The organism is Mesorhizobium sp. M1D.F.Ca.ET.043.01.1.1 (assembly GCF_003952385.1).
Taxonomy (GTDB): domain Bacteria; phylum Pseudomonadota; class Alphaproteobacteria; order Rhizobiales; family Rhizobiaceae; genus Mesorhizobium.
The window spans coordinates 6,057,313-6,079,472 of sequence record NZ_CP034444.1 but is presented as its reverse complement, the minus strand read 5'-3'; the positions used below and the strand labels follow the sequence as shown (position 1 = coordinate 6,079,472).

Below are 22,160 nucleotides of genomic sequence, written 5' to 3'. Positions count from 1 at the left end.
CATGCCTGCTAAGGGTCCGCGCGGCGCCACGCTCAGCCAAAAATGGCTGACCATCGTCGGCATCGGCGAGGACGGTGTAGCGGGTCTCGGCGATGAGGCCAAGCGCCGGATCGGCGAGGCCGAAGTCATCTTCGGCGGCAGGCGGCATCTCGCGCTGGTCGCGTCCTTGGTCAAAGGCGAAATCCAGCAATGGCCGACGCCGTTCGACGCCGAGATGCATGACGTGCTGGCGCTGAAAGACAAGAATGTCTGCGTGCTAGCCTCCGGCGACCCGTTCTTCCACGGTGTCGGCGTCACGCTGGCGCGCAAGGTCAAGGCGGATGAGATGATCGTCCTGCCGGCGCCGTCGTCGCTCTCGCTGGCCGCATCCCGGCTGGGCTGGGCCTTGCCGGAGATCGAAACCATTTCGCTGCACGGCCATTCGGTCGACCTGATCCGGCCGTTGCTGCATCCCGGCACGCGCATCCTGGCGCTGACATCCGACGGTGACGCCCCGGCCGCCATCGCCGGACTGCTCGACGAACTCGGCTTCGGCCCTTCGCGATTGACCATCCTCGAGGCGCTCGGCGGTCCCGACGAAACGCGCCGCGCCGCCCGCGCCGACAGCTTCGATCTCAAAGACATCAACCCGCTCAACGTGCTGGCGCTGGAAATTGAGCAGACGCCGGATGCGCGCGTCCTGCCTTTGACCGTCGGCCTTGCCGATCATCTGTTCGAGCATGACGGCCAGATCACCAAGCGCGAGATCCGCGCCATCACGCTCTCGGCGCTGGCGCCGAGACGCGGCGAATTGCTGTGGGACGTCGGCGCCGGTTCCGGCTCGATCGGCATCGAGTGGATGCTGGCCCACCCGTCGATGCGGGCGATTGCCATCGAAGCCGACAGCGAGCGCGCCGCCCGCATCCACCGCAACGCCGCGCATTGCGGCGTGCCTGGCCTTGCCGTGATCGAAGGCTCGGCGCCGAAGGCGCTAGCCAAGCTGGAGACGCCGGACGCGATCTTCATCGGCGGCGGCGGCAGCGATGCCGGCGTGCTGGACAAGGCGATCAAGGTCCTGCGTCCCGGCGGCCGGCTGGTTGCCAACGCGGTGACGCTGGAGATGGAGGCACTGCTGCTCGACCAGTGCAACCGGCGCGGCGGCGACCTCACCCGCATCGCGATTTCGCGCGCGGCCCCGGTCGGGTCCATGCAGGCCTGGCGTCCGGCGATGCCTGTCATTCAGTGGAGCTGGGTAAAGCCATGATGATCGCGGGCATCGGCAGCCGGAAAGGCGTGACACCGCGCGATGTGCGCGCCGCGATCGAAACCGCGCTCGAAGCGCATGGGCTGGCGATGACCGCGCTTTCGGCGCTGGCGACCGGCGAAATCAAGCGCGACGAGGAAGCGATCTTCCTCGCAGGTCGTGATCTTGCGCTGCCGGTGATCGTCGTCACCGACGACGCGCTGCAGGTCGCCGCCTCCGGCACGATCAGCCGATCCGAATTGTCGCAAGCGCATGCCGGCATACCGTCGGTTTCGGAAGCGTCGGCCCTGGCCGCGGCAGGCAAGGACGCAAAACTGCTCGGGCCGCGCACGGTGCTCGGCCCGGTGACCTGCGCCATAGCGCTTGGCGGAGGTGCCGAATGACCGTCCATTTCATCGGCGCCGGCCCGGGCGCGGCTGACCTCATCACCTTGCGCGGCAGCCGCCTGCTCGCATCTTGCCCAGTCTGTCTCTATGCCGGCTCGATCGTCGCGCCGGAACTGCTCGAACATTGCGCGCCGGGAACCAAGCTCATCGACACCGCGCCGATGTCGCTCGACGAGATCGAGGCCGAATATGTCGCCGCCCACAAGGCCGGCCAGGACGTCGCGCGGCTGCATTCCGGCGACCTTTCGGTCTGGAGCGCGGTGGCAGAGCAGATCAGGCGCCTGGGGAAACACGACATCCCCTACACGCTGACGCCGGGCGTGCCGTCCTTTGCGGCGGCAGCGGCAGCGCTTCGCCGCGAGCTCACCATCCCCGAGCTCGCTCAAAGCCTGGTGCTGACCCGCGTCTCCGGTCGCGCCTCGAAGATGCCGCCGGGCGAAACGCTGGCCGGCTTCGGCCGCACCGGCGCCACGCTTGCCGTTCACCTTGCCATCCATGCCATCGACCGCGTCGTTGCCGAACTGACGCCCCTCTACGGCGCCGAATGCCCTGTAGCGGTCGTCTTCCGCGCCTCTTGGCCGGACGAGCGCATCCTGACCGGCACGCTGGGCACCATCGAAGCGCAGCTTGCGGAAAACCCGATGGAGCGCACGGCGATCATCTTCGTCGGCAGCGCCTTGGCCGCGCAGGATTTCGGCGAAAGCTCACTCTACGACGCCCACTACCAGCGGCGTTTTCGCGGACGGGACGGATTGTGAACGGCATCGCCAACAGAAACGGACAGGCCACGGTGGATCAGGCGCTGGCGCGGCTGAACTTCAAGCCGCGCACGCTCGAGCCCGGTCATGTCTGGCTGGCCGGCGCCGGCCCGGGCGATCCCGGCTGCCTGACGCTGGAGGTGCTGGCGGCGCTCGGGCAGTGCGATGCGCTGGTCTATGACGCGCTGGTTTCGCCGGATGTCGTCGCGGTCGCCGACGGCGCCGAGCTTTTCTACGCCGGAAAGCGCGGCGGACAGCCGTCGATGAAGCAGGACGACATCAACGCTCTGCTTGTGCGGCTGGCGCGCGAGGGCCGCCGTGTCGTGCGGCTCAAAGGCGGCGACCCGTATATCTTCGGCCGGGGCGGCGAAGAAGCCTTGGCGCTTGCGCACGAAAACGTTCCGTTCCGCGTTCTCTCCGGCCTCACCTCCGGTCTGAGTGCCTTGGCCGCCACCGGCATCCCCGCCACCATGCGCGGCATCAACAAGGCGGTCATCCTCGCCACCGGCCATGCCGCGGGCACTGATGATGATCTCGACTGGGCTGCGGTCGCCCGCACCGGCCAGCCGGTTGTCGTCTATATGGGCATGGCCAACCTGCCGGTGATAGCGGCAAAGCTGCTCAGCGGCGGCCTGGCGCCGTCGACGCCGGCGGCCGTGATCGTCGCCGCGACCACGCCGCAGGAGCGCATCGTCGTCGCCACGCTCGCGACAATCGCCGACGAGGCCGCGGCCGCCGGGCTCGCCTCGCCGGCGCTGATCGTCGTCGGCGGCATCGTCGCCATGCGGGCGGCACTGGCGGGCGGCACGTGACGGCGCGGGCGATCATCATCGGCGCACCGCGCTCCGGCTCGGGCAAGACCAGCGTCACCATCGGCCTGCTGCGCGCGCTTGCCCGGCGCGGGTTGAAGGTGCGCGGAGCGAAATCCGGACCGGACTATATCGACCCCGGCTTCCACGCGGCCGCCACGGGCCTGTCCGGCGTCAACCTCGACAGTTGGGCGATGTCGCCTTCCCTGCTCAACGCACTGGCCGCGCAGGCGGCGGACGACGCCGAATACGTCATCCTGGAAAGCGCGATGGGCCTGTTCGACGGCATTCCCGCGCCGGAGGGACGATCGGGCTCCGCAGCCGATCTTGCCCGGCTCTACGGCCTGCCGGTGCTCTTGGTGCTCGACGTTTCGGGACAGTCGACCACGGCCGCGGCCGTCGCCAAGGGTTTTGCCACCTACGATCCGGACGTGCGCATGGCCGGCGTCGTGCTCAACCGCCTCGGCAGCGAGCGCCACCGGCGATTGTCGGGCGACGCCATCGAGGCGATCGGCCTGCCGGTGGTCGGCGCCATCATGCGCGATCCCACGCTCAACCTGCCGGAGCGGCATCTTGGCCTTGTCCAGGCTGGCGAATATGAAAACCTGATGGCGCATCTCGACCGGCTGGCCGACATGGTCGAGAAGTCGCTCGACATCGACGCAATCCTGAAGCTGACGACACCGCTGGAACCTGTGACTGGCGACTTTGGCGACGCGTTGCAGCCGCCCGGACAGCGCATCGCGCTGGCCGAAGACGCTGCCTTCACCTTCCTCTACCCGCATGTCATCACGCACTGGCGCAAGGCCGGCGCCGAGATCGTCCCGTTCTCGCCGCTTGCCGATGAGGCGCCGGCCGAAGACTGCGATGTCTGCTGGCTGCCTGGCGGCTATCCCGAATTGCACGCCGCCAGGCTCGCGGCAGCGATGAAATTCCGCGAGGGAATGGCTCGCTTCGCCGCGACGAAGCCCGTGCATGGCGAGTGCGGCGGCTTCATGGTGCTGGGAGAGGCACTGGAAGACGCGGATGGCGAGAGCCACCAAATGCTTGGCCTGCTCGGCCATTCCACCAGCTTCGCCAGGCGCAAGATGAATCTCGGTTACCGCGAGGCGCGGCTGCGCTCCGCCTGCCCGCTCGGCGTCGAAGGCACGCTGATCCGCGGCCACGAGTTCCACTATGCCCAGATGACCGCCACCGGCAATGACGAGCCGCTGGCCGACCTCGCCGACGGCCAGGGCAATCCGTTGGGCGCCTCGGGCTACCGGCGCGGCCATGTCAGCGGCACCTTCTTCCACGCCATTGCGAGGGGCGGATGAGCGGCCTTTCCGAGCCTCGCCAGTTGCTCGACGATATCGGCCTGAGCCTTGTCTTCTTCACGAGGCTGAGGCTGCCATCGAGCGATTTCGGCGGCCGCGGCCTTGCCGACGCCATCTGGGCCGCGCCCTTCGCCGGTCTCGCCGTCGCCGTCATCGGAGCGCTCGTCTATACCATCGTCGCCAGCGTCGGCCTTGCCGCCGGTCCGGCCTCGGCGCTCGCGCTGGCCGCGACGATGCTCGCCACCGGCTGCCTGCACGAGGACGGCCTCTCCGACATCGCCGATGGCTTCGGCGGCGGCCGGACCCGCGAAAGGAAACTGGAGATCATGCGCGACAGCCGCATCGGCGCCTATGGCGCGGCAGCGATCGGCGTCTCGCTGCTCATCCGCTGGAGCGCGTTGTCGGAACTGGCCGGCCCAGGTCATGTCTTCCTGGCGCTTTTGGCGGCACATGCCGCCTCGCGCGGCCTGTTCGGCGCCTTCATGCATCTGCTGCCGCCGGCTCGCGCCGACGGCCTGTCGGCGAATGCCGGCACCGTAGCCTTCGAGACAGCCGCCTTCGGGGCAGCGCTCGGCGCCGTGGCGCTGCTGGCGCTCGGCCTTGGCGGCGCCATTGCCGCGCTCATCCTGCTCGGCTTCTTATTCGCCGCGTTCCGCTCGCTATGCCTCAGCCAGATCGGCGGTCAGACCGGCGACACGATCGGCGCGCTGCAGCAGCTCGGCGAGATCGCAGTGCTGCTTGCCGCTTCCGTTTGCCTTTCCTGATTCTCTTTCGGAGACCTTGCCCCCATGTCCCCCCAGTCAACGTCCTTCAAATCGCTCGAAGACCTTCGCGCCGCCTGCCTCGATCTCCCCGCGGGCAGCGATACTGCCGCCGCTGCGGTCGCCAGGCGCCAGGACACTTTGACCAAGCCCCCGGGCAGCCTCGGCCGTCTTGAAACGATCGCTGCCTGGCTGGGCCGCTGGCAGGGCCGCGACATGCCGAAGCTCGACGCGGTGAAAGTCTTCGTCTTCGCCGGCAATCACGGTGTCACCGCGCAGGGCGTGTCGGCCTATCCGTCGGAGGTCACCGTCCAGATGGTGGCGAATTTCGCCGGCGGGGGTGCCGCCATCAACCAGCTTGCCCGCGTTGCCGGTGCAAAGCTCGATGTCATCCCGCTCGACCTCGACCACCCGACCGGCGATTTCACGATAACGCCGGCCATGGACGAGCAGACCTTCCTCGCCGCGGTCTCGGCCGGCTATGATGCCGTGACCGAAGACCTCGACCTCGTGTGCTTCGGCGAGATGGGTATCGGCAACACCACGCCGGCCGCGGCCATCTCGACGGCCCTCTTCGGCGGCGGCGCGGAAAAATGGACCGGCCGTGGCACCGGCGTCGACGACGCCGGTCTGCGGCGCAAGGTCGTGGCCATCGAGGCGGGCATAAAGCGCCATGCCGATTCGCTATCGGACCCGCTGAAGATCGCCGCGGCGCTTGGCGGACGCGAGCTCGCCGCGATCTTCGGCGCCGCGCTTGCCGCGCGCAAGAACAACGTGCCGGTGCTGCTCGACGGCTTCGTCTGCACCGCCGCCGCAGCGCCGCTGGCAAGATTGCACCCGACCGGGCTGGCCCACACCATCGCCGCCCACGTCTCGGCCGAAGCCGGCCACCGCCGCCTGCTCGAAGCGCTCGGCCTGCCGCCGCTGCTCGATCTCGGCATGCGCCTCGGCGAAGGCTCCGGCGCCTGCCTTGCCATCAACATCGTGCGCTCGGCGCTCGAATGCCACGCAAGGATGGCGAGCTTCGCCGAGGCCGGTGTTTCGGAAAAATAAATCCGTTGGATGGCCAGGTCCGGTGATCGGGCAACCGAACCGGGTCCGGGCCCAGGTGGCAGCCTGAAGAATCTCCGGGATGGCCGCAACCGGCTTCACGCGGGTTTTTGGCTCCTGCTCGAAGAAACGCGCTGCCCGGTGTCGGACGCGTCCCGCCCGGCATTCCGTCGATGCTTCGTGGCAGCGCGCAAGATATCGATCGGGATCGGCGACTGAAGGCCGGTGTGCTACTGTGAGGGAATACGCATCCGATCATTGCCTCTGCTTGGAGGTGCGAAGTGTCCGGCCAACCAATTACCGTGCTGATGGTCAATGAGTATCCCGACTACATCGACGCCGACGTGTGGGCTGCTGAGCTAAAGAATCGTGTGCCGCAGCTCGAGTTCAGGCTTTGGCCGGATGTCGGGAATAAAGGTGACATCGATATCGTGCTGATCGACAAGGGTGCCGATTCCGGTTTTTTCGACGCGATGACAGGGCTGCGCGCCGTGCTCTATCTGGGGGCGGGTGTCGACGGCATTGATCTCCAAAGCTTTCCCAAGAGTGTTGCGCTCATCAGGCTCGCAACGCGTGAACAGGCCTCGGAAGTGGCGCAGTACATCGTCCTTCGCGTTCTTTGCCAGCAACGCCATGTTGCAGAGTACGTGAGGCAGCAAGCCAGCAAGGTTTGGCATCCGATCGCGCCGCGGAAGATCTCCGAGACAAGAATTGTTGTGTTGGGTGCGGGCCGGATCGGTGGCTGGGCCGCAAAGCTGTTTGCGGAACTGGGCTACGACACTGCCGTCTGGTCTCGTCAGCAGAAGACACTCCTTGGCATACAGAGCTACTTCGGCCGTGCCCAGCTTGCGGAGGCACTCATAGGGCGGGACTACATTATCTGTTCACTTCCCCTGACAGGTGACACTCGTGGGCTACTGAACTCCAGTGCCTTTGGAAATATGAAGCGAGGTGCCTATCTCGTGAATGTCGCCAGGGGGGCGCATGTCAACGAAGCCGATCTGATCCGCGCTCTCGACGAAAATCAGCTTTCCGGTGCTTGCCTTGACGTGTTTCAGCATGAACCGCTGGAAGCCTCGTCGCCACTGTGGAATCATCCCAAGGTGACCATCACACCTCATGTCGCGAGCTTCTGGGTGGATTCTGGGATCGACCAGGCCGCCGATCTCTGCGGTCAAGTCGCAAGAGGCGAGCCTCTGTCCAACAGGATCGACCTCGAACTGGGTTACTGACGGGGTAAGGGCCGCGGGCGTGAGCACTCCGCCACCATCCCAAACAGGGCGCCGAAGTGGGCTCGATGAGGTAGACGCCCTATAAACTGGTATCTGGATTATGACATTGCCGAGCTCTCGGACGAGGAGCGGCGATCCGCGAAAACGAATAATATCAGAGAGTTAATTGGTGGGTGTGCACAGGATCGAACTGTGGACCCGCTGATTAAGAGTCAGCTGCTCTACCAACTGAGCTACACACCCACACCGCCGGGAAAACCAGCGTCGGCGGCGCATATAGCCGCCGCTTTCGGTCATGTCTAGCCCTGCCGGATCATTTCCCGACAAATCGCCTAAGTGCCGCACCGGTCACACAGAAAGCTTGCCTTCGGCCAACTTCACGGCATGGCCGCCGATGCGGGCGGCGGCGAGCTTTCCGCCTTCGACATTGAGCTCCAGCCTGATGCGCGACGGCCTGCCCATCTCCAGCCCCTGCTCGATCCACAGCTGCGAGATTCCGTCCGTCGGGCCGTCGAAATGCATGATCGCGCCGGCAAAGGCGGCCGCCGCCGAGCCTGTCGCCGGATCCTCGTAGGACGGCGTGCCGGGCACGATCATGCGCACATGGAAGGCGCTGTCGTGGTGCACCGTCTCGCGGCAATAGACATAAGGGCTGGCGAAGGCCCATTCGCTCTTGCGGGGTGCCAATTCCGACCACGCCTGATTGTCCAGCCTGATCTTGGCCGCCGCTTCAAGGTCCGCAACCGGAATGGTGACGTAAGGCACGCCGGCCGACCAGAAGGCGACGCGGTGATTCTCAAAGCCGAGCTCGTGCGGGCCAAGGCCGAGCGCCGCGCCGATCATTTCCGGGTCGGCAACGAGTTCCAGCCGCTCCGGCAGTTTCGCCAGGTCGAATTCGGCAAAGATGGCGCCGTCATGCTTGCTCACCGCGCAGCGCACCGGGCCGATATTCTCCTCCAGCACGAAGATGCCCGCCGTCTCGCCCGCCAGCTCCGCAAGCGCGATCGCCGAACCAACCGTCGGATGGCCGGCGAACGGCATCTCGTAATCCGGCGTGAAGATACGGATACGATTGCGGTGCTTGGGATTTTCCGGCGGCAGCACGAAAACCGTCTCCGACAGGTTGAATTCGCGCGCGATCGCCTGCATGGCGGCCATGTCCAGCCCCTCGCTGTCGAGCACCACGGCCACCGGATTCCCGGCCAGCCGCTCGGTCGTAAACACATCGTAAAGCAAGTAGTTGCGCGCCATCGAGAAAACCTTCCGCCTCGTCTCGAATTTCTGCCTCAATCCCAACATGAGGGAAATTTAATTTGAAATTCGAACCTTAAGGCCTGATCTGTGCATGATAGGGACGTCGATTTTTCGCTATAGGGGTCTGGGGTGGACCAGGTTGTCAATCCGCCAAACGCAGAATCCGATGCTTCCATCGAGGCGGCTCTCGGGCTCGATCGCAAAGGCGTGCGCCGCAAGCGCCGCCGCGGCTGGCTCTACGCGCTGCTGGCGCTGGCGGTCGTGGCGGCCGCGATCGGCGCCTACCGGTGGAACGCCGCCTCGCCGCCCCGGATCGAATACACGACCGCTCCGGCGGCAGTCGCCGATCTGACCGTCCAGGTGTCGGCGACCGGCACGCTGCAGCCGCTGACGCAGGTCGACATCTCCAGCGAGCTTTCCGGCATCGTCCGCTCTGTCGCGGTCAGCGAAAACCAGCAGGTCAGGAAGGGCGACGTGCTGGCGACGCTCGACACCGCCAAGCTCGAGGTCCAGATCGAGCGCGCCACCGCCTCGGCCAAGGCGGCAGCAGCGGCCGTCGAGAATGCCAAGGTCACATTGCAGGAAAACGAGAACGCGGTGGTGCGCGCGAGCGCGCTCACCAAACGCGGCATGGCGACGGACCAGTCGCTCGAGGCGGCGACCGCGACGCGCGATCGCTCCAAGGCGGCGCTCGACAGCGCCGAGGCCAATCTCGCCATCGCCGAGGCCGATCTGAAAGCGCAGCAGACCGATCTTGCCAAGAGCACGATCTACGCCCCGATCGAGGGTATCGTGCTGACGCGCTCGGTCGATCCGGGACAGACGGTCGCTTCTTCGCTGCAGGCGCCGGTGCTCTTCGTCATCGCCGCCGACTTGCGGAACATGGAGCTGCAGGCGGCGGTGGACGAGGCCGATATCGGCCAGGTCAAGCCCGGCCAGCATGCCCGCTTCACCGTCGACGCGTTCCCGGACCGTCCCTTCGACGCCGAGATCCGCGACATCTCCTACGCCTCGGTCACCACCGACGGCGTCGTCACCTACAATGCGCGGCTCGATGTCGACAACAGCGAGCTGCTGCTCAGGCCTGGCATGACCGCCACGGTCGCGGTGGTGACCAGGCAGGCCAAGGGTGTGCTGACCGTGCCGGCCACCGCCTTCCGCTATCGTCCGGCGCAACAAGCGGCCCGCGGCTGGAGCCTGACCGACCTTTTCACCGGCCGCATGGGCCGTCCGAACCGGCAGCGCGAGGCGACCAGGGCGCCGACCGACGGCTCGCGCACCCTCTATGTGCTGGAAAACGGGCGGCCGCATGCCGTCAACGTCAGGATCGGCTCGACCGACGGCGAGTTGACCGAGATCACGTCCGGCCTCGAGGAAGGCGCCGAGGTCATCACCGGCTCGCAGCAGCGGAGCTGACCCGTGTCCGCTCCCCTGCTCATCACCTTCGACAAAATCTGGAAGGGCTACGGCGAGGGCGAGGCGCGCGTGCTTGCGCTGGCCGGCGTCGATCTCGCCATCCGCAAAGGCGAGTTCGTCGCCATCATGGGGCCGTCCGGCTCGGGCAAGTCGACGGCCATGAACATCATCGGCTGCCTCGACACGCCGACCGCCGGAACCTACCGCTTCATGGGCGTCGATGCCGGCCGGCTCGGCCGCAACCGCCGCGCCCTCCTGCGCAACCTCTATGTCGGCTTCGTCTTCCAGGGCTACAACCTGCTGCCTCGCACCACGGCGGCGGAGAATGTCGAGCTGCCGCTGATCTATCGCGGCGTTTCCGCCCGCGAGCGTCGACACCTGGCCATGCAGGCGCTCGCCCAGGTCGGGCTCGTCGGGCGCGAACACCACACGCCGGCCGAGTTGTCGGGCGGCCAGCAGCAGCGCGTGGCGATCGCCCGCGCCATCGTCACCAAGCCGACGCTGCTTGTCGCCGACGAGCCGACCGGAAATCTCGACACAGCGCGCACGCACGAAATCATGGAATTGCTGACCAGGCTGAACGCCGAGCTCGGCCTCACCATCGTCATGGTCACGCACGAGGCCGATGTCGCCGAATATGCCGAGCGCACCGTGCGCTTCCTCGACGGCCACGTCGCTTCGGATACAGCGAAAGCCGAGGCCGCGTGATCTGGGAGACCGTCCGCCTTTCGCTGATTTCCATACGCCGCAACGTGCTGCGCTCGTTCCTGACATTGCTCGGCATCGTCATCGGTGTCGCCGCGGTCATCGCCATGCTGACCATCGGCTCGGGCACCACCGAGAAGGTCAAGACCGACATCTCGAAACTCGGCAGCAACCTGCTCGTCGTCCGCTCCGGCCGTCCGGCAGGCCCTGGCGGGCCGGGCGGGCTCGACCAGGTCACTCGACCGCTGGCCGCCAAGGATGTCGAAGCGCTTGTCGCCCATCTCAGCGGCGCCCGCGCCATCGCGCCGGCCTCGCAGAAGCAGGTCCGCGTCATCTTCGGCACGGAGAGCCTGACGTCGGGCATCACCGGCACCGACAGCGCCTATCTCGACGCGCGCGACTGGAAGCTGGTTTCCGGCCGCCCCTTCAGCGATTCCGAGACCCGTGCCGGCGCCGGCGTTTGCATGATCGGAGAGACGGTGCGCCAGCAATTCTTCGGTGCGGGCGATCCCGAAGGCGAGATCATCCGCGTCAACCGCACCTCCTGCAGGATCATCGGCCTCCTTGAGCCGAAGGGCTATACCGGCTTCGGCCAGGATCAGGACAATGTCGTGCTGATGCCTTTGGCCGCCTACCAGCGGCGCATCGCTGGCAACCGCGACATCGACTCGATCTACATAGCCGCCGACGACAGGATGCCGACCTCCGAACTGCAGCCTCGCGTCGAGGACATCCTGCGCGACACGCGCCGCATCACGCCGGACCGCGATCCCGATTTCTCGATCCGCGACATGACCCAGATCGCCGACGCCATGGCCAGCGCCACCACCACCATGACCGGAATGCTGGGCGCCGTCGCCGGCGTCAGCCTGCTTGTCGGCGGCATCGGCATCATGAACATCATGCTGGTGTCGGTCACCGAGCGCACGCGCGAGATCGGCATCAGGCTGGCGATCGGCGCGCACGAAAAACACATCCTGATCCAGTTCCTGGTCGAGGCGACGGTGCTGTCGCTGCTCGGCGGCATCATCGGCATCCTGATCGGCCTGGCGATCGCCGGCCTCGCCTCGGCGACGCTCACGATACCTTTCGCGCCAAGCCCGGCAGTCATCCTGCTCGCCGTCGGTTTCTCGGCGCTGATCGGCATGGTGTTCGGATTCTTCCCGGCGTTGCGCGGCGCAAGGCTCGACCCGATCGACGCGCTGAGGCATGAATAGGCGCGGCCGCGAAGGGATTCGCCCGCCCTCTGTTGCCGCACACCGGCAATGCGGTTGTAGTGGCCTTTGCTATGTGGGGGAGATCCAAATGAGCAAGAAGGCGCGGCTCATCCTGGTGCTGGCGATCTTCGAGGTCGCCTTGGCCGGCCTGTGGTGGTATCTGGCCCGCTACGGCATCCAAAATCCCGATCGCGTCGCTGCGAATTTCCAGGAGGTTGTCGGCCAGACGATGGGAATGGCGATGGGCGCGCTGCTCGGCCTCGGCGTCATGTTGTTTTTCGTCGCCGCCCGCAACGACCGCAAGGCTTTGCAGGACAAGGGGCGACGCTGACCATCGTCAAGATCGCGATCTGTCAAAACGGAAGTCGCGCATTCTCTTTGACCTCTTTCATGACAAAGAATGTCCGGGTCTGCCGGACGCCCGGCAGCGCGATCAGCTTCTGCCCGTGGAGCTTGTTGAAATCCGCCATGTCCCGCACTCTTATCTTAAGCAGATAGTCGAAGTCGCCCGCCACCAGATTGCAATCCAGCACCTCCTTGAGCTTGAGCACGGCCTCCTCGAAAGCGGCGAAGCTTTCCGGCGTCGAGCGGTCGAGCACGACGCCGACCATCACCAGCGCGCCAAGCGCTACGGCGGCGGGAGCGATCTCAGCCCTGACCCCGGTGATGTAGCCCTCTTCGAACAGGCGTTGCGTGCGCCGGTGGCATGTGGCGGCGCTGACATTCACGCGCGCCGCCAGTTCCGCATTGGTCAGCCGTCCCTCGGACTGAAGGGCCCGCAGGATCTTGATGTCAATGCGGTCGAAAGTTGGGTCGGAAGATTCTTCCATTTTCACGCGCCTGAGTGGACGATCAAAACCAAGTTTAGCGCATTTTTGATGGAAGTGGAAAAATCCTGGCGAGCCTTCGAGAGCACCTTTTGCCCTCGTTCGGCTATCCTTTGTCTATCGAAAACCACCGTGGCGGAGGACAGATCGATGTCACTTCTCGACAAGTTTGAACGCTACCCGCTGACCTTCGGCCCGACGCCGATCGAGCATCTGCCGCGCCTGAGCGCGGCGCTGGGCGGGAAGGTGCAAGTCTACGCCAAGCGTGACGATTGCAATTCCGGTCTCGCCATGGGCGGGAACAAGCTGAGAAAGCTCGAATACATCGTGCCGGACGCTCTTCGCACCGGCGCCGACACGCTGGTATCGATCGGCGGCGTCCAGTCGAACCACACCCGCATGGTGGCGGCGACGGCAGCCAAGATCGGCATGAAATGCGTGGTGATCCAGGAGAAATGGGTGCCGCACTATGATGCGGTCTACGACCGGGTCGGAAACATCCTGCTGACGCGCCTGATGGGCGCGGACAGCCGGCTCGTCGACGACGGCTTCGATATCGGCATCCGCAAGAGCTGGCAGGACGCGATCCAGTCGGTGAAGGACGCGGGCGGCAGGCCCTATCCGATTCCCGCTGGTGCCTCGGTGCACAAGTTCGGCGGGTTGGGCTATGTCGGCTTTGCCGAGGAGGTGGCGAGGCAGGAGGCCGAGCTCGGCTTCACCTTCGACTACATCATCGTCTGCGTTGTGACCGGGTCGACGCAGGCCGGCATGATTGTCGGCTTCGCCGCCCAGGACCGGGCCGACCGGGTGATCGGCATCGACGCCTCCGGGACATTCGACCAGACCCGTGCGCAGGTCCGCCGCATCGTCGACGACACCGCCACGCTCGTCGGGCTGGGCCGCACTATTCGCGACGACGAAATCGTGATCAACCCCGACTACGCCTATCCGGCCTATGGCGTTCCCTCCGAGGCCACGAATGACGCGATCCGGCTGGCGGCCCGCACGGAGGCCATGATCACCGATCCGGTCTACGAGGGGAAATCGATGCAGGGCCTGATCGATCTGACCAGGAAAGGCTTCTTTCCCGAAGGTTCGAGAATTCTCTACGCGCATCTCGGTGGCGCACCGGCCATCAACGGCTACAGCTACTATTACAAGGACGAACGCCCGGCGACCAAGCTCGCGGGCGAGCCCGCCGCCCTGGAACGCGCGCCTGAGGACACGTTGCTTCCAATCTTTCCATGATCCGGCTTCGTCCAGGCGGCTGCCAAAGTGACGTGTTGCCGGATCGTGAAAGACGTTGCGCCTGCAAGGCGACATCCAGGATCAGAGATCCGCGTCGCTGCCAGCAAAGTGCCACTCAATCAACGGCTTCATGTGGCCCATCAGGCCGTCCGGCAGGTCATCGGCATCGCGGATGATGACCGGCCCCTCGATTTCCGGCTCGGTCTCGGCGGCAACGAAGGCGCTGATGCGCCGCGCCAGATCATCGGCATGTTCGGCCACCCGGTAGCGGCGGAAGATCACCGTGCCGCTCGCCGTCGACAGCGCGTGATAGCGCCGTCCCGGCCGGGCCGCTGACAGATCGATCCCGGTCTCCTCGCCCACCTCGCGGATCATGTTGAAATCGACATCGACGAGGCCGTCGCGGAAATCGACGGGCTCGAAGGAGCCTGCTGCGAAGTAGACGTAGCCGGCGTTCACCGTGTGCGCGCCCATGCGGATCGCCACCAGCGCATTGTCGCCGGCGACCAGCACGGCATGCGCATAGGCATGTTCGGCGCCGCTGAGCTCCCGGTTCTTGCGCCAGAGCATGAAGGTCGAATACCTCACCGCATGGCAGCGGCCGATGAGCCGCCTGCCGCGATAGCCCAGCGCCGAAAGCAGCACCACCGTGCCGTCGTACAGCGCCGGCTTCGCCGCCGTTTCGCGCCGCCAGTTCTCGGCGATCGCTGGCTGGTTGTCCCGTTCGAACGGATGAGCAGCTGGGTCGAGCCGCACGTCGACTTCATCGACCGGCAAGATGACGTTGCGCGGCAGGTCGAAGCTCATCGTGCTCAAGCCATGTCCAGGGTGATCACCACCGGGCAATGGTCCGAGGCCTTCGGCCTGTCCCAGCCGGCGCGCGGGAAACGCTCGACCTCCTGCCCGGACGGAAAGATGGTACGCCACGGCTGGCCGTTACGGATGATCTCCGGCACCGCGGTGGCGTTCTTCGCCGCCAGCGCCTTCGAGAGCAGGATGTAGTCGAGCTGGCACAGGTGCCGCTCCTCCGGTCCGCGCGTGTGATAAAAACTCCAGCGGTCCATCTCCGGCCGCCGCTCCACGACATTTTCGCAAAAGCCGCCGGCGGTCAGAACGTTGATCGCGGATTGGGCTTCGTCGACCACCTCGAAACGGTAGCCGTCGAAGCTGTCGCCTTCGATCTTCACTCGCTGCCGGTAGTCGTTCATGTCGCCGCAGATCGCCCAGCGTTTGTCGGCGGCATGGTCCTTGCCGAAACGGTCCTCGATGATGCGGCGCACGGCCTGCGCCTCGGCGATGCGCAGCGGCATCGTCGCCTCGCGGCCGTCGAGCCCGTTGCGCGGCGAGCCCATCGACTTGAAATGCACCAGATAGAGCGTCAGCGGCACGCCGCCGACCGTCACGTCGATCTCCAGGCAATCGCGCCGGAAGATGCGGTCGCTGGCCAGATGCCCGAATGCCGCAAGCTCCGGGGTGAACAGGCCGAACTGCTCGAACGTGACATAGGCGTGGCTGGTCATGCGCACGAATTCGATCGGCTGGCCCTGCGCCGTCTCGCTGCGCATCATCACGGCGACGTCGATGCCGCGTGAATCGTTGCCGGCGGTGGTGTATTTCTGGCGGTAGCCCTGCCCGATCATCTTGAAGAGATAGCCATATTCGAAGGCCTTCAGCGCCTCGATATTGTCGACCTCCTGCATGCAGATGATATCCGCGCGGGTCGCGGCTATGGCGAGCGCCGTCAACTGGCGGGTGTCGTCGGACTGGGCGATGGTGCGCGCCTGTTCGAGCAGCCTGTACTCGGCCTCGCTCTGGATATCGAACAGCGCCAGCGTCCGGTCCTCGTTGAGCTGGTTGCGATAGCCGGAGAAATCGAACCTGTTCATCAGGTTCTCGACGTTGAAGGTGGCAAGGCGCAGCGACATGGCCGAGACCTTTGCCTGCAAGCAAAGGCGAAGACAAGAGCCAGGCGCATGCCCGTCATGGTTGACGGAACCTTTCCGTTCATCCTCCGTTCAGACGGAAAGTCCCATCAATAGGCCCATTCCCGGGGTATTCTGGGCGTGGGGCCTTACTCCTTGGAGAGTGAAATGAAACCGCTCTTGTCTTCCCTCGGATCCGGGCTGGTGACCTTGGGTCTCCTTGCGGGCTTGGCGGTGCCGTCGATTGCCGGCCCGATCCTGCAGCCCGATCTTTCGACCGCGACCAATGCGACCGCGCCGCAAATCATCCCGGTCCGTGACGAATGGGCCGGCGGCAACAACAACTCGCCGCAGATGTATGACTGGCGCTGGCGGCGCGGCGGCGAGTGGCGCGGCCGCGACTCCAGATGGCGCGGCGATAACTTCCGCAGCCGCCATTTCTCCCGCAACTGGGATGGCGGCGATGGCGACTGGCGCTGGCGGCGTCATCGCCATCATCGGCATTTCAGTGATAGCGACGCGGCCATTCTGGGCCTCGGCCTCGGCTTGGGCCTGGGCAGCCTGGCCTACGGCAATTACTACGATCCCTACTATTACGATCCCTATCCGCGCTACTATCAGCCGCGGCGCATCTACCGGACCGAACGGCTTTCCAGAGCCCATGTCCAATGGTGCTACGACCGCTATCGGTCCTACCGGGCCTGGGACAACACGTTCCAGCCCAACTACGGCCCGCGCCGGCAGTGCATATCGCCCTATATCTGAGCGTGTGGGCAGCAAGAAAGAGGCGGCGCCCATCGCGGCGCCGTTTCTTTTTCGGCAAAAGCGTTCGCCTGCGGGGCGATAACCTTAAATTCAGCGGGGGCGGCTATCCTTGGTGCCGGTGCCCCCAACACGACGATCGCCGTGTCGCGATTTGCTAGAGCAATTCCAGGAAAAGTGTGAGCGGTTTTCCGTCCGGAATTGCGTAAAAACAAGGAGATAGGGCGTTTCGCCGTTTCCGTGAAACGGTGAAACGCGCTAGGATTTGCCTGCCATGACCGAGGACGAACTGAGAGGCAAGCGCAGGCAACGCGTGCTGAAAGGCGCGGCGATCCTGACCGGCATCAACAATTCCGAGGTCGCGTGCACGGTGCGCAACATGCATCCGGGCGGCGCCGAGCTGAAGGTGCCGGTCGAGGCGCGTGTGCCCGACGAATTCCTGCTTTACGTGGCGACCGACGGCATCGCCTACAAGGCGGTCGTCCGCTGGCGCCGCGAGGACCGCATCGGCGTCGAGTTCACCGGCACAGAGCGGAAGCCGCGCTGGCATTACGGCTGAACACGGAAAAGCCGGCGGATCGCTCCGCCGGCTTTGACGTTCACGCGGGAAGTCTGATGACAATTCGCCCTGCCGAGTCAGCTGGTGCTGGTTTCGAGAACCGGAGCGGAGCGGACTTGAAGTCCGTGAGCACCGGAAGCGCAGAAACCTGCGGCAGATGGCCGGTAGGGTAGAATTGGCGCAGGCTTCCTAGTTCTTGGCCTTGTCGACCAGCTTGTTCTTGGCGATCCACGGCATCATGGCGCGGAGCTTCGCACCGACTTCCTCGATCTGGTGACCGTCGTTCATGCGGCGGATGCCCTTGAAGCGCGACAGTCCGGCGCGGTATTCCTGCATCCATTCCGAGGTGAACTTGCCGGTCTGGATGTCCTTCAGGATGCGCTTCATCTCGGCCTTGGTGTCGGCGGTGATGATGCGCGGGCCCGAGACATATTCGCCCCACTCGGCGGTGTTCGAGATCGAGTAGTTCATGTTGGCGATGCCGCCCTCATAGATCAGGTCGACGATCAGCTTGACCTCGTGGAGGCACTCGAAATAGGCCATTTCCGGGGCGTAACCGGCTTCCACCAGCGTCTCGAAGCCGGCGCGGATCAGCTCGACCAGGCCGCCGCACAGCACCACCTGCTCGCCGAACAGGTCGGTCTCGCATTCCTCGCGGAAGTTGGTCTCGATGATGCCCGAGCGGCCGCCGCCGACGCCGCAGGCGTAGGAGAGCGCGAGATCGAGCGCGTTGCCCGAGGCATCCTGGTTGACGGCGACCAGGCAGGGCACGCCGCCGCCCCTCTGGTATTCGCCGCGCACCGTGTGGCCCGGGCCCTTCGGCGCGATCATGACGACGTCGACCGAGGCCTTCGGCTCGATCAGGCCGAAATGCACGTTGAGGCCGTGCGCGAAGGCGATCGCGGCGCCGTCGCGGATATTCGGCGCGATCTCGTTCTTGTAGATGTCGGCCTGCAATTCGTCGGGCGTCGCCATCATCATCAGGTCGGCCCATTTGGCGGCGTCGGCCACGCTCATCACCTTGAGCCCGTCGGCCTCGACCTTCTGGGCGGTCGCCGAACCGGCCTTGAGACCGATGGCGATCTCCTTGACGCCGGAATCCTTGAGATTGAGCGCATGCGCCCGGCCCTGGCTGCCATAGCCGATGATGGCGACCTTCTTACCCTTGATCAGATTGAGATCGGCGTCACGATCGTAATAGACACGCATTTCGTCTTCCTTCCCGTTTTGAAGATCAGAGCATGATGCCGAAAAGTGTGAAGCGGTTTTCGGACGACATCATGCACTATCTCTTTGATTTGGAGCCGGATTCAGATTTCAGGTCGACTTGACCTGAAATCATCCGGCTCCAGGGCCTTGCGGCCGGTTGTTTGCTCCCTGGGCCTTCGGTCCGTAGAGAGCGAGAAACTGCTGCGTCGCGCGGGCGGCATCGCCGCCGATCGTCGCCTCGGTCAATTGCAGCCGGTCGCCGAGCAGAAGCCGAATCTGCACGTCGCGGCCGACCAGTCCGAAAAAGGTCCTGAACGCCGTCTCGGCTTCCTCGAAGTCGAGCAGCCCGGCCTCGCGTCCCGCCTCCAGCACCGGCTTCAGGCGTCTGGCGAGCGCGAAGCGCCCATTCTGCAGCACGATGGCGCCAAGGTCATCCTTGCCGGACCCGGCATGGCCGACCGCCACTCGATTCAGCGCGACGGACGTGTCGCTGGAGATCACCCGCAGCCAGTCGGACGCGAACCGCTCGAGGCTTGCCGTCAACGAGGCAAGGTCGAGACCCTTGCGGTCGACCGGCGCAACACGCACCTTGGAAGCCTGCCACTGCACCGTTGCGGTGAGCAGCCCGTCGCGGTCGCCGAACCACTTGTAGAGCGTTTCCTTGGAGCAGCTCGCTCGCCGCGCCACCGCTGTCATGGTGAGGTTGTCGCCCTCCTCGACCAGCAGGCGAAGTGCGGCGTCCAGAACGGCCTGCTGCCGTTCGGTCAGCGCTTCGCTGCTGTCGATGTCTGGCACGCTGTGCAACACACTTCCCTCGGAATGCTCACCACGGCGGCGAGAGTACCGTACGTTACGGTTCGGCCTCTATGCCGTATTGCCCGCAGCCATGCAAGCGCTATTTTCGTCGATGGCTTCTCTTGCCGGAGGACGGGATGCTGGCCGGTTTGCTTGCCTTGGCTGTGGCGGCCGCCTTCACGGGCGCCGCAGTCTATGTCAGCGTCGCGGAGCAGCCGGCGCGGCTTGGCCTTGACGACAAGACACTGCTGCGGGAATGGCAGCCTTCCTACAAGCGCGGCGCCGCCATGCAGGCCTCCATTGCCATAGTCGCCTGCGTTCTCGGGCTGATTGCCTGGTGGCAAACCGACATAGCCGGCTTTCTGGCCGGCGCGGTGACGATCATCCTGCCCTGGCCATGGACGTTGCTGGTGATGATGCCGACCAATCGCTTGCTGGAGGCGATGGAGGTTGAGGTCGACAATCCGCAGGCAAGATCAATGATCGTCAAATGGGGCAAAATGCATCTGGTCCGTATCGCGTTCGGCGCGCTGGCGACTATTGCTTTTCTTTGGGCACTGCATCTGCCCTGAAAGTCCGGCCGGTCGGCGCATTTCACTCCATGATCGGCGGGTCGCGCAGCCGCCCGAGCAAACCGGAAAGCAGCCCCAGATCCTTGACAGAGAGCTTGTCGCCCATCAGCTCGGATATGGCCTTTCCGTAGACAGCCCAGATGCGCCGGCGCGTCTCCCGCCCCGCGGCCGTGATGCGCACGGTCTGGCCACGGCCATCGTCCGAGACGGGCAGCTTTTCCACCAGGCCGTCCGCTTCCAGCCGGGCCAGCAGCCGCGAGACGTTGTACTGCGCCAGCAGGACGCGATCGATGAGCTCGAAGGGGCGCAAGCCGCCCTCGCCCGCCTCGGCTAGCTCGTGCAGCACATCGTACCAGGCGAGCGGCGGCAGACCGCCGGCCTTCAGGACGTCCTCGGTCTTTTCGACCAGTTGGCGCGACACGCGCATCAGGCGGCCCCAGGTTTTGACGGCCTCGGGCGAAGGGAACTTTTTCGTCATGGCGGGATTCTATTCGATAGATGCAATTGCATCAAGCTTGATGGTCGATGCAGATGCATCCATATAGATGCAATTGCATCGACAAGGAGAATTCCGATGAAACATGAAATCTGCAAGGTGGCCGACGTCCCGCGGACCGGCAGCCTGCTCGTGCCTTTCTTCGGCCGCGAGGTCCATGTCTGGCGCAGCGGCGAGCGCATCCGCGCCGCGGCCAATGCCTGCCTGCGTTTCGGCGGACCGCTCGATTGCAAGGACGGCGCCTTGGTCTGCCAATGGCACGGCGCCAAGTTCGACATGGAAAGCGGCAAGCGAATCGAAGGCCCGGCACCGAAGGGCTCGCGCCTGATGTTCCTGTCGTCCCGTGTCGAGGACGGTGCCCTGAACTATGTCTGGGGAGAGTGAGATGACGGCCGCACACACCCTCGTCAGCCATCATCTTTGCCCTTACGTCCAGCGTGCGGCGATCGCGCTTGCCGAGAAAGGCGTGCCGTTCGAGAGGGTCAACGTCGACCTCGCCAACAAGCCTGACTGGTTCAAGGCCGTCTCGCCGCTCGGCAAGGTGCCCTTGCTGCGCGTCCGACAAGGCGGCCAGGAGGAAGTCATCTTCGAATCGGCCGTCATCCTCGAATTCCTGGAGGAGACAGAGACCACTCCGTTGCACCCAGCCGACCCGCTCATGCGGGCCAGGCACCGCGCCTGGATCGAATTCGGCTCGGCCATCCTCAATGCGATAGGCCGCTTCTATTCCGCTCCCGATGAGGCCGCGTTCTTGAAGGAAAGCAGCGGCTTGTCGGAAATGTTTGCGCGTGTGGAGGCCGAGCTGTCGGCAAGGCAGAGCGGTCCGTGGTTCGCCGGCGACCGCTTCTCATTGGTCGATGCCGTCTACGGGCCAATCTTCCGCTATTTCGACACGTTCGACAGCATCGGTGATTTCGGCATCCTGGACGGAAAGCCTCTCGTCCATGCCTGGCGCAACAAATTGAGCAAGCGGCAATCGGTCAAGGAAGCGGTCGGCGCCGACTATCCGCGGCGGCTGCACGCCTTCCTGCGGGCGAAGGCATCCTATCTTTCCGAGATCATCCGCCTGCAGGCCATTGTAGCACCGCAGGCCCGATCCGCCTGAACGGCTCGATCATCGTGCCAGTGACCATGGTGGCGAGGAATTGCGGTCCAGGCGCAATTCTTGCCGCTATCACCACCAGCCGCCAGACCTCAGGCCTGCGCGGCATCGAAGGCGGCGCGTGCCTCACGAACGGCATCATGGTTGAGTTCGGCCCATTGGATGAGCATCTGCAACGGCGCGAACATCGAGCGGCCGAGATCGGTGAGGCTGTACTCGACGCTCGGCGGCTTGGTCGGAAAGACTTCGCGATGCACATAGCCGTCGCGCTGCAGGTCGTAGAGCGTCTGCGTCAGCATGCGCTGCGAGATATCGGGCACAAGGCGGCGCAGCTCCCCGAACCGGTAAGGCTTCTCGGCCAAGGCCATGACCAGCAGCGAGCTCCATTTGCCGCTGATGCCCTGGATCACGTCGCGAACCGGGCAATCGGCGAAATTGCCGCCCCCGGTCATGGCCTTGTAGACCTCGAGCTTCGATTTCAGATTGAAGATCTTGCTGTCCATCGCGACGTCCGTTGGTCG

General features: G+C 65.1%; 26 protein-coding genes and 1 tRNA gene. 18 read left to right on the top strand and 9 right to left on the bottom strand.

What is annotated here, in order from left to right:
* The first annotated feature begins 1 nt into the window (after position 1).
* The 8 genes from cbiE to EJ067_RS29075 all read left to right on the top strand — a co-directional run bounded on the left by cbiE (position 2) and on the right by EJ067_RS29075 (position 7,555).
* Positions 2-1,243, top strand: coding sequence for a precorrin-6y C5,15-methyltransferase (decarboxylating) subunit CbiE (cbiE, locus tag EJ067_RS29110; protein ID WP_126088589.1), 1,242 nt, complete (start codon positions 2-4; stop codon positions 1,241-1,243).
* Complete coding sequence (locus tag EJ067_RS29105; protein ID WP_126088588.1) at positions 1,240-1,626, top strand: cobalamin biosynthesis protein; 387 nt, start codon at positions 1,240-1,242, stop codon at positions 1,624-1,626. The genes cbiE and EJ067_RS29105 overlap by 4 nt, the downstream gene beginning before the upstream one ends.
* Positions 1,623-2,387: a precorrin-4 C(11)-methyltransferase gene (cobM, locus tag EJ067_RS29100; protein ID WP_126088587.1), complete on the top strand. Its 765-nt coding sequence runs from the start codon at positions 1,623-1,625 to the stop codon at positions 2,385-2,387. Before EJ067_RS29105 ends, cobM begins: the two co-directional genes overlap by 4 nt.
* Entirely contained in the window at positions 2,384-3,199 is an 816-nt protein-coding gene (gene cobA / locus EJ067_RS29095; RefSeq protein ID WP_126088586.1) for a uroporphyrinogen-III C-methyltransferase, read from the top strand. The genes cobM and cobA overlap by 4 nt, the downstream gene beginning before the upstream one ends.
* On the top strand, positions 3,196-4,512 hold the full coding sequence (locus tag EJ067_RS29090) for a cobyrinate a,c-diamide synthase (protein WP_126088585.1): 1,317 nt from the start codon (positions 3,196-3,198) through the stop codon (positions 4,510-4,512). The genes cobA and EJ067_RS29090 overlap by 4 nt, the downstream gene beginning before the upstream one ends.
* Positions 4,509-5,276, top strand: coding sequence for an adenosylcobinamide-GDP ribazoletransferase (locus EJ067_RS29085; RefSeq protein WP_126088584.1), 768 nt, complete (start codon positions 4,509-4,511; stop codon positions 5,274-5,276). The genes EJ067_RS29090 and EJ067_RS29085 overlap by 4 nt, the downstream gene beginning before the upstream one ends.
* A gap of 24 nt (positions 5,277-5,300) precedes the next feature.
* The gene (cobT, locus tag EJ067_RS29080; protein WP_126088583.1) at positions 5,301-6,326 is read left to right on the top strand and encodes a nicotinate-nucleotide--dimethylbenzimidazole phosphoribosyltransferase; all 1,026 of its coding nucleotides are present in this window, start codon (positions 5,301-5,303) and stop codon (positions 6,324-6,326) included.
* Positions 6,327-6,604: 278 nt separating this feature from the next.
* Positions 6,605-7,555 (top strand): NAD(P)-dependent oxidoreductase, encoded by a 951-nt coding sequence (locus EJ067_RS29075; RefSeq protein ID WP_126088582.1) that lies wholly within the window; start codon positions 6,605-6,607, stop codon positions 7,553-7,555.
* A gap of 167 nt (positions 7,556-7,722) precedes the next feature.
* Here the strand turns inward: EJ067_RS29075 and EJ067_RS29070 are convergent.
* Together EJ067_RS29070 and EJ067_RS29065 are read right to left on the bottom strand one after the other, a co-directional pair.
* A tRNA-Lys gene (locus tag EJ067_RS29070) sits at positions 7,723-7,798 on the bottom strand.
* 105 nt (positions 7,799-7,903) lie between these two features.
* On the bottom strand, positions 7,904-8,806 hold the full coding sequence (locus EJ067_RS29065) for a PhzF family phenazine biosynthesis protein (protein WP_126088581.1): 903 nt from the start codon (positions 8,804-8,806) through the stop codon (positions 7,904-7,906).
* 132 nt (positions 8,807-8,938) lie between these two features.
* Here EJ067_RS29065 and EJ067_RS29060 point away from each other — a divergent pair, with 132 nt between their 5' ends.
* The 4 genes from EJ067_RS29060 to EJ067_RS29045 all read left to right on the top strand — a co-directional run bounded on the left by EJ067_RS29060 (position 8,939) and on the right by EJ067_RS29045 (position 12,478).
* Positions 8,939-10,225, top strand: coding sequence for an efflux RND transporter periplasmic adaptor subunit (locus tag EJ067_RS29060; RefSeq protein ID WP_126088580.1), 1,287 nt, complete (start codon positions 8,939-8,941; stop codon positions 10,223-10,225).
* Between the two features lie 3 nt (positions 10,226-10,228).
* Positions 10,229-10,933, top strand: a complete 705-nt coding sequence (locus EJ067_RS29055; protein ID WP_126088579.1) for an ABC transporter ATP-binding protein — start codon at positions 10,229-10,231, stop codon at positions 10,931-10,933.
* Positions 10,930-12,147 (top strand): ABC transporter permease, encoded by a 1,218-nt coding sequence (locus tag EJ067_RS29050; RefSeq protein ID WP_126088578.1) that lies wholly within the window; start codon positions 10,930-10,932, stop codon positions 12,145-12,147. Before EJ067_RS29055 ends, EJ067_RS29050 begins: the two co-directional genes overlap by 4 nt.
* Before the next feature lie 88 nt (positions 12,148-12,235).
* Complete coding sequence (locus EJ067_RS29045; protein WP_126088577.1) at positions 12,236-12,478, top strand: hypothetical protein; 243 nt, start codon at positions 12,236-12,238, stop codon at positions 12,476-12,478.
* 22 nt (positions 12,479-12,500) lie between these two features.
* Here EJ067_RS29045 and EJ067_RS29040 read toward each other — a convergent pair whose 3' ends face one another.
* On the bottom strand, positions 12,501-12,977 hold the full coding sequence (locus tag EJ067_RS29040; protein ID WP_126088576.1) for an Lrp/AsnC ligand binding domain-containing protein: 477 nt from the start codon (positions 12,975-12,977) through the stop codon (positions 12,501-12,503).
* Positions 12,978-13,124: 147 nt separating this feature from the next.
* Between EJ067_RS29040 and EJ067_RS29035 the strand changes: the two genes are divergently transcribed.
* Entirely contained in the window at positions 13,125-14,222 is a 1,098-nt protein-coding gene (locus EJ067_RS29035) for a 1-aminocyclopropane-1-carboxylate deaminase (RefSeq protein ID WP_245468080.1), read from the top strand.
* Between the two features lie 81 nt (positions 14,223-14,303).
* On the opposite strand, the gene EJ067_RS29030 is transcribed toward EJ067_RS29035, so the two are convergent.
* The gene (locus EJ067_RS29030; protein ID WP_126089786.1) at positions 14,304-15,029 is read right to left on the bottom strand and encodes a hypothetical protein; all 726 of its coding nucleotides are present in this window, start codon (positions 15,027-15,029) and stop codon (positions 14,304-14,306) included.
* Between the two features lie 5 nt (positions 15,030-15,034).
* The gene (locus tag EJ067_RS29025; RefSeq protein WP_126088575.1) at positions 15,035-16,147 is read right to left on the bottom strand and encodes an endonuclease/exonuclease/phosphatase family protein; all 1,113 of its coding nucleotides are present in this window, start codon (positions 16,145-16,147) and stop codon (positions 15,035-15,037) included.
* A gap of 165 nt (positions 16,148-16,312) precedes the next feature.
* Between EJ067_RS29025 and EJ067_RS29020 the strand changes: the two genes are divergently transcribed.
* Positions 16,313-16,909 carry a BA14K family protein gene (locus EJ067_RS29020; protein WP_126088574.1) on the top strand — a complete coding sequence of 199 codons (597 nt, stop codon included), beginning with the start codon at positions 16,313-16,315 and terminating at the stop codon, positions 16,907-16,909.
* A gap of 271 nt (positions 16,910-17,180) precedes the next feature.
* Positions 17,181-17,465 (top strand): PilZ domain-containing protein, encoded by a 285-nt coding sequence (locus EJ067_RS29015; protein ID WP_126088573.1) that lies wholly within the window; start codon positions 17,181-17,183, stop codon positions 17,463-17,465.
* A gap of 189 nt (positions 17,466-17,654) precedes the next feature.
* On the opposite strand, the gene ilvC is transcribed toward EJ067_RS29015, so the two are convergent.
* Both ilvC and EJ067_RS29005 read right to left on the bottom strand, forming a co-directional pair.
* Positions 17,655-18,674 carry a ketol-acid reductoisomerase gene (ilvC, locus tag EJ067_RS29010; RefSeq protein WP_126088572.1) on the bottom strand — a complete coding sequence of 340 codons (1,020 nt, stop codon included), beginning with the start codon at positions 18,672-18,674 and terminating at the stop codon, positions 17,655-17,657.
* 129 nt (positions 18,675-18,803) lie between these two features.
* A complete protein-coding gene (locus tag EJ067_RS29005; RefSeq protein ID WP_126088571.1) occupies positions 18,804-19,481 on the bottom strand; it encodes a TetR/AcrR family transcriptional regulator in 678 nt (225 codons plus the stop codon).
* A 128-nt stretch (positions 19,482-19,609) separates the two neighbouring features.
* Here EJ067_RS29005 and EJ067_RS29000 point away from each other — a divergent pair, with 128 nt between their 5' ends.
* Entirely contained in the window at positions 19,610-20,041 is a 432-nt protein-coding gene (locus EJ067_RS29000) for a DUF1772 domain-containing protein (protein WP_189510828.1), read from the top strand.
* Positions 20,042-20,063: 22 nt separating this feature from the next.
* Here EJ067_RS29000 and EJ067_RS28995 read toward each other — a convergent pair whose 3' ends face one another.
* Complete coding sequence (locus EJ067_RS28995) at positions 20,064-20,519, bottom strand: helix-turn-helix domain-containing protein (protein ID WP_126088569.1); 456 nt, start codon at positions 20,517-20,519, stop codon at positions 20,064-20,066.
* A gap of 96 nt (positions 20,520-20,615) precedes the next feature.
* On the opposite strand from EJ067_RS28995, the gene EJ067_RS28990 reads away from it, so the two are divergent.
* Together EJ067_RS28990 and EJ067_RS28985 are read left to right on the top strand one after the other, a co-directional pair.
* On the top strand, positions 20,616-20,921 hold the full coding sequence (locus EJ067_RS28990) for a Rieske (2Fe-2S) protein (RefSeq protein WP_126088568.1): 306 nt from the start codon (positions 20,616-20,618) through the stop codon (positions 20,919-20,921).
* Position 20,922: 1 nt separating this feature from the next.
* A complete protein-coding gene (locus EJ067_RS28985) occupies positions 20,923-21,642 on the top strand; it encodes a glutathione S-transferase family protein (protein WP_189510161.1) in 720 nt (239 codons plus the stop codon).
* An 89-nt stretch (positions 21,643-21,731) separates the two neighbouring features.
* On the opposite strand, the gene EJ067_RS28980 is transcribed toward EJ067_RS28985, so the two are convergent.
* Entirely contained in the window at positions 21,732-22,142 is a 411-nt protein-coding gene (locus EJ067_RS28980; RefSeq protein WP_126088566.1) for a helix-turn-helix domain-containing protein, read from the bottom strand.
* Between the last annotated feature and the right edge of the window lie 18 nt (positions 22,143-22,160).

Bases quoted from the DNA above. Each gene is read 5' to 3' on its own strand.
- EJ067_RS28985 (WP_189510161.1), top strand. From the start codon at position 20,923: ATGACGGCCGCACACACCCTCGTCAGCCATCATCTTTGCCCTTACGTC.
- EJ067_RS29030 (WP_126089786.1), bottom strand. From the start codon at position 15,029: ATGAGCTTCGACCTGCCGCGCAACGTCATCTTGCCGGTCGATGAAGTC.
- cobT (WP_126088583.1), top strand. From the start codon at position 5,301: ATGTCCCCCCAGTCAACGTCCTTCAAATCGCTCGAAGACCTTCGCGCC.
- ilvC (WP_126088572.1), bottom strand. From the start codon at position 18,674: ATGCGTGTCTATTACGATCGTGACGCCGATCTCAATCTGATCAAGGGT.
- EJ067_RS29015 (WP_126088573.1), top strand. From the start codon at position 17,181: ATGACCGAGGACGAACTGAGAGGCAAGCGCAGGCAACGCGTGCTGAAA.
- EJ067_RS28980 (WP_126088566.1), bottom strand. From the start codon at position 22,142: ATGGACAGCAAGATCTTCAATCTGAAATCGAAGCTCGAGGTCTACAAG.
- EJ067_RS29065 (WP_126088581.1), bottom strand. From the start codon at position 8,806: ATGGCGCGCAACTACTTGCTTTACGATGTGTTTACGACCGAGCGGCTG.
- EJ067_RS29035 (WP_245468080.1), top strand. From the start codon at position 13,125: ATGTCACTTCTCGACAAGTTTGAACGCTACCCGCTGACCTTCGGCCCG.
- EJ067_RS29105 (WP_126088588.1), top strand. From the start codon at position 1,240: ATGATGATCGCGGGCATCGGCAGCCGGAAAGGCGTGACACCGCGCGAT.
- EJ067_RS29040 (WP_126088576.1), bottom strand. From the start codon at position 12,977: ATGGAAGAATCTTCCGACCCAACTTTCGACCGCATTGACATCAAGATC.
- cbiE (WP_126088589.1), top strand. From the start codon at position 2: ATGCCTGCTAAGGGTCCGCGCGGCGCCACGCTCAGCCAAAAATGGCTG.
- EJ067_RS29085 (WP_126088584.1), top strand. From the start codon at position 4,509: ATGAGCGGCCTTTCCGAGCCTCGCCAGTTGCTCGACGATATCGGCCTG.
- EJ067_RS29045 (WP_126088577.1), top strand. From the start codon at position 12,236: ATGAGCAAGAAGGCGCGGCTCATCCTGGTGCTGGCGATCTTCGAGGTC.
- EJ067_RS29020 (WP_126088574.1), top strand. From the start codon at position 16,313: ATGAAACCGCTCTTGTCTTCCCTCGGATCCGGGCTGGTGACCTTGGGT.
- EJ067_RS29025 (WP_126088575.1), bottom strand. From the start codon at position 16,147: ATGTCGCTGCGCCTTGCCACCTTCAACGTCGAGAACCTGATGAACAGG.
- EJ067_RS28990 (WP_126088568.1), top strand. From the start codon at position 20,616: ATGAAACATGAAATCTGCAAGGTGGCCGACGTCCCGCGGACCGGCAGC.
- cobM (WP_126088587.1), top strand. From the start codon at position 1,623: ATGACCGTCCATTTCATCGGCGCCGGCCCGGGCGCGGCTGACCTCATC.
- EJ067_RS28995 (WP_126088569.1), bottom strand. From the start codon at position 20,519: ATGACGAAAAAGTTCCCTTCGCCCGAGGCCGTCAAAACCTGGGGCCGC.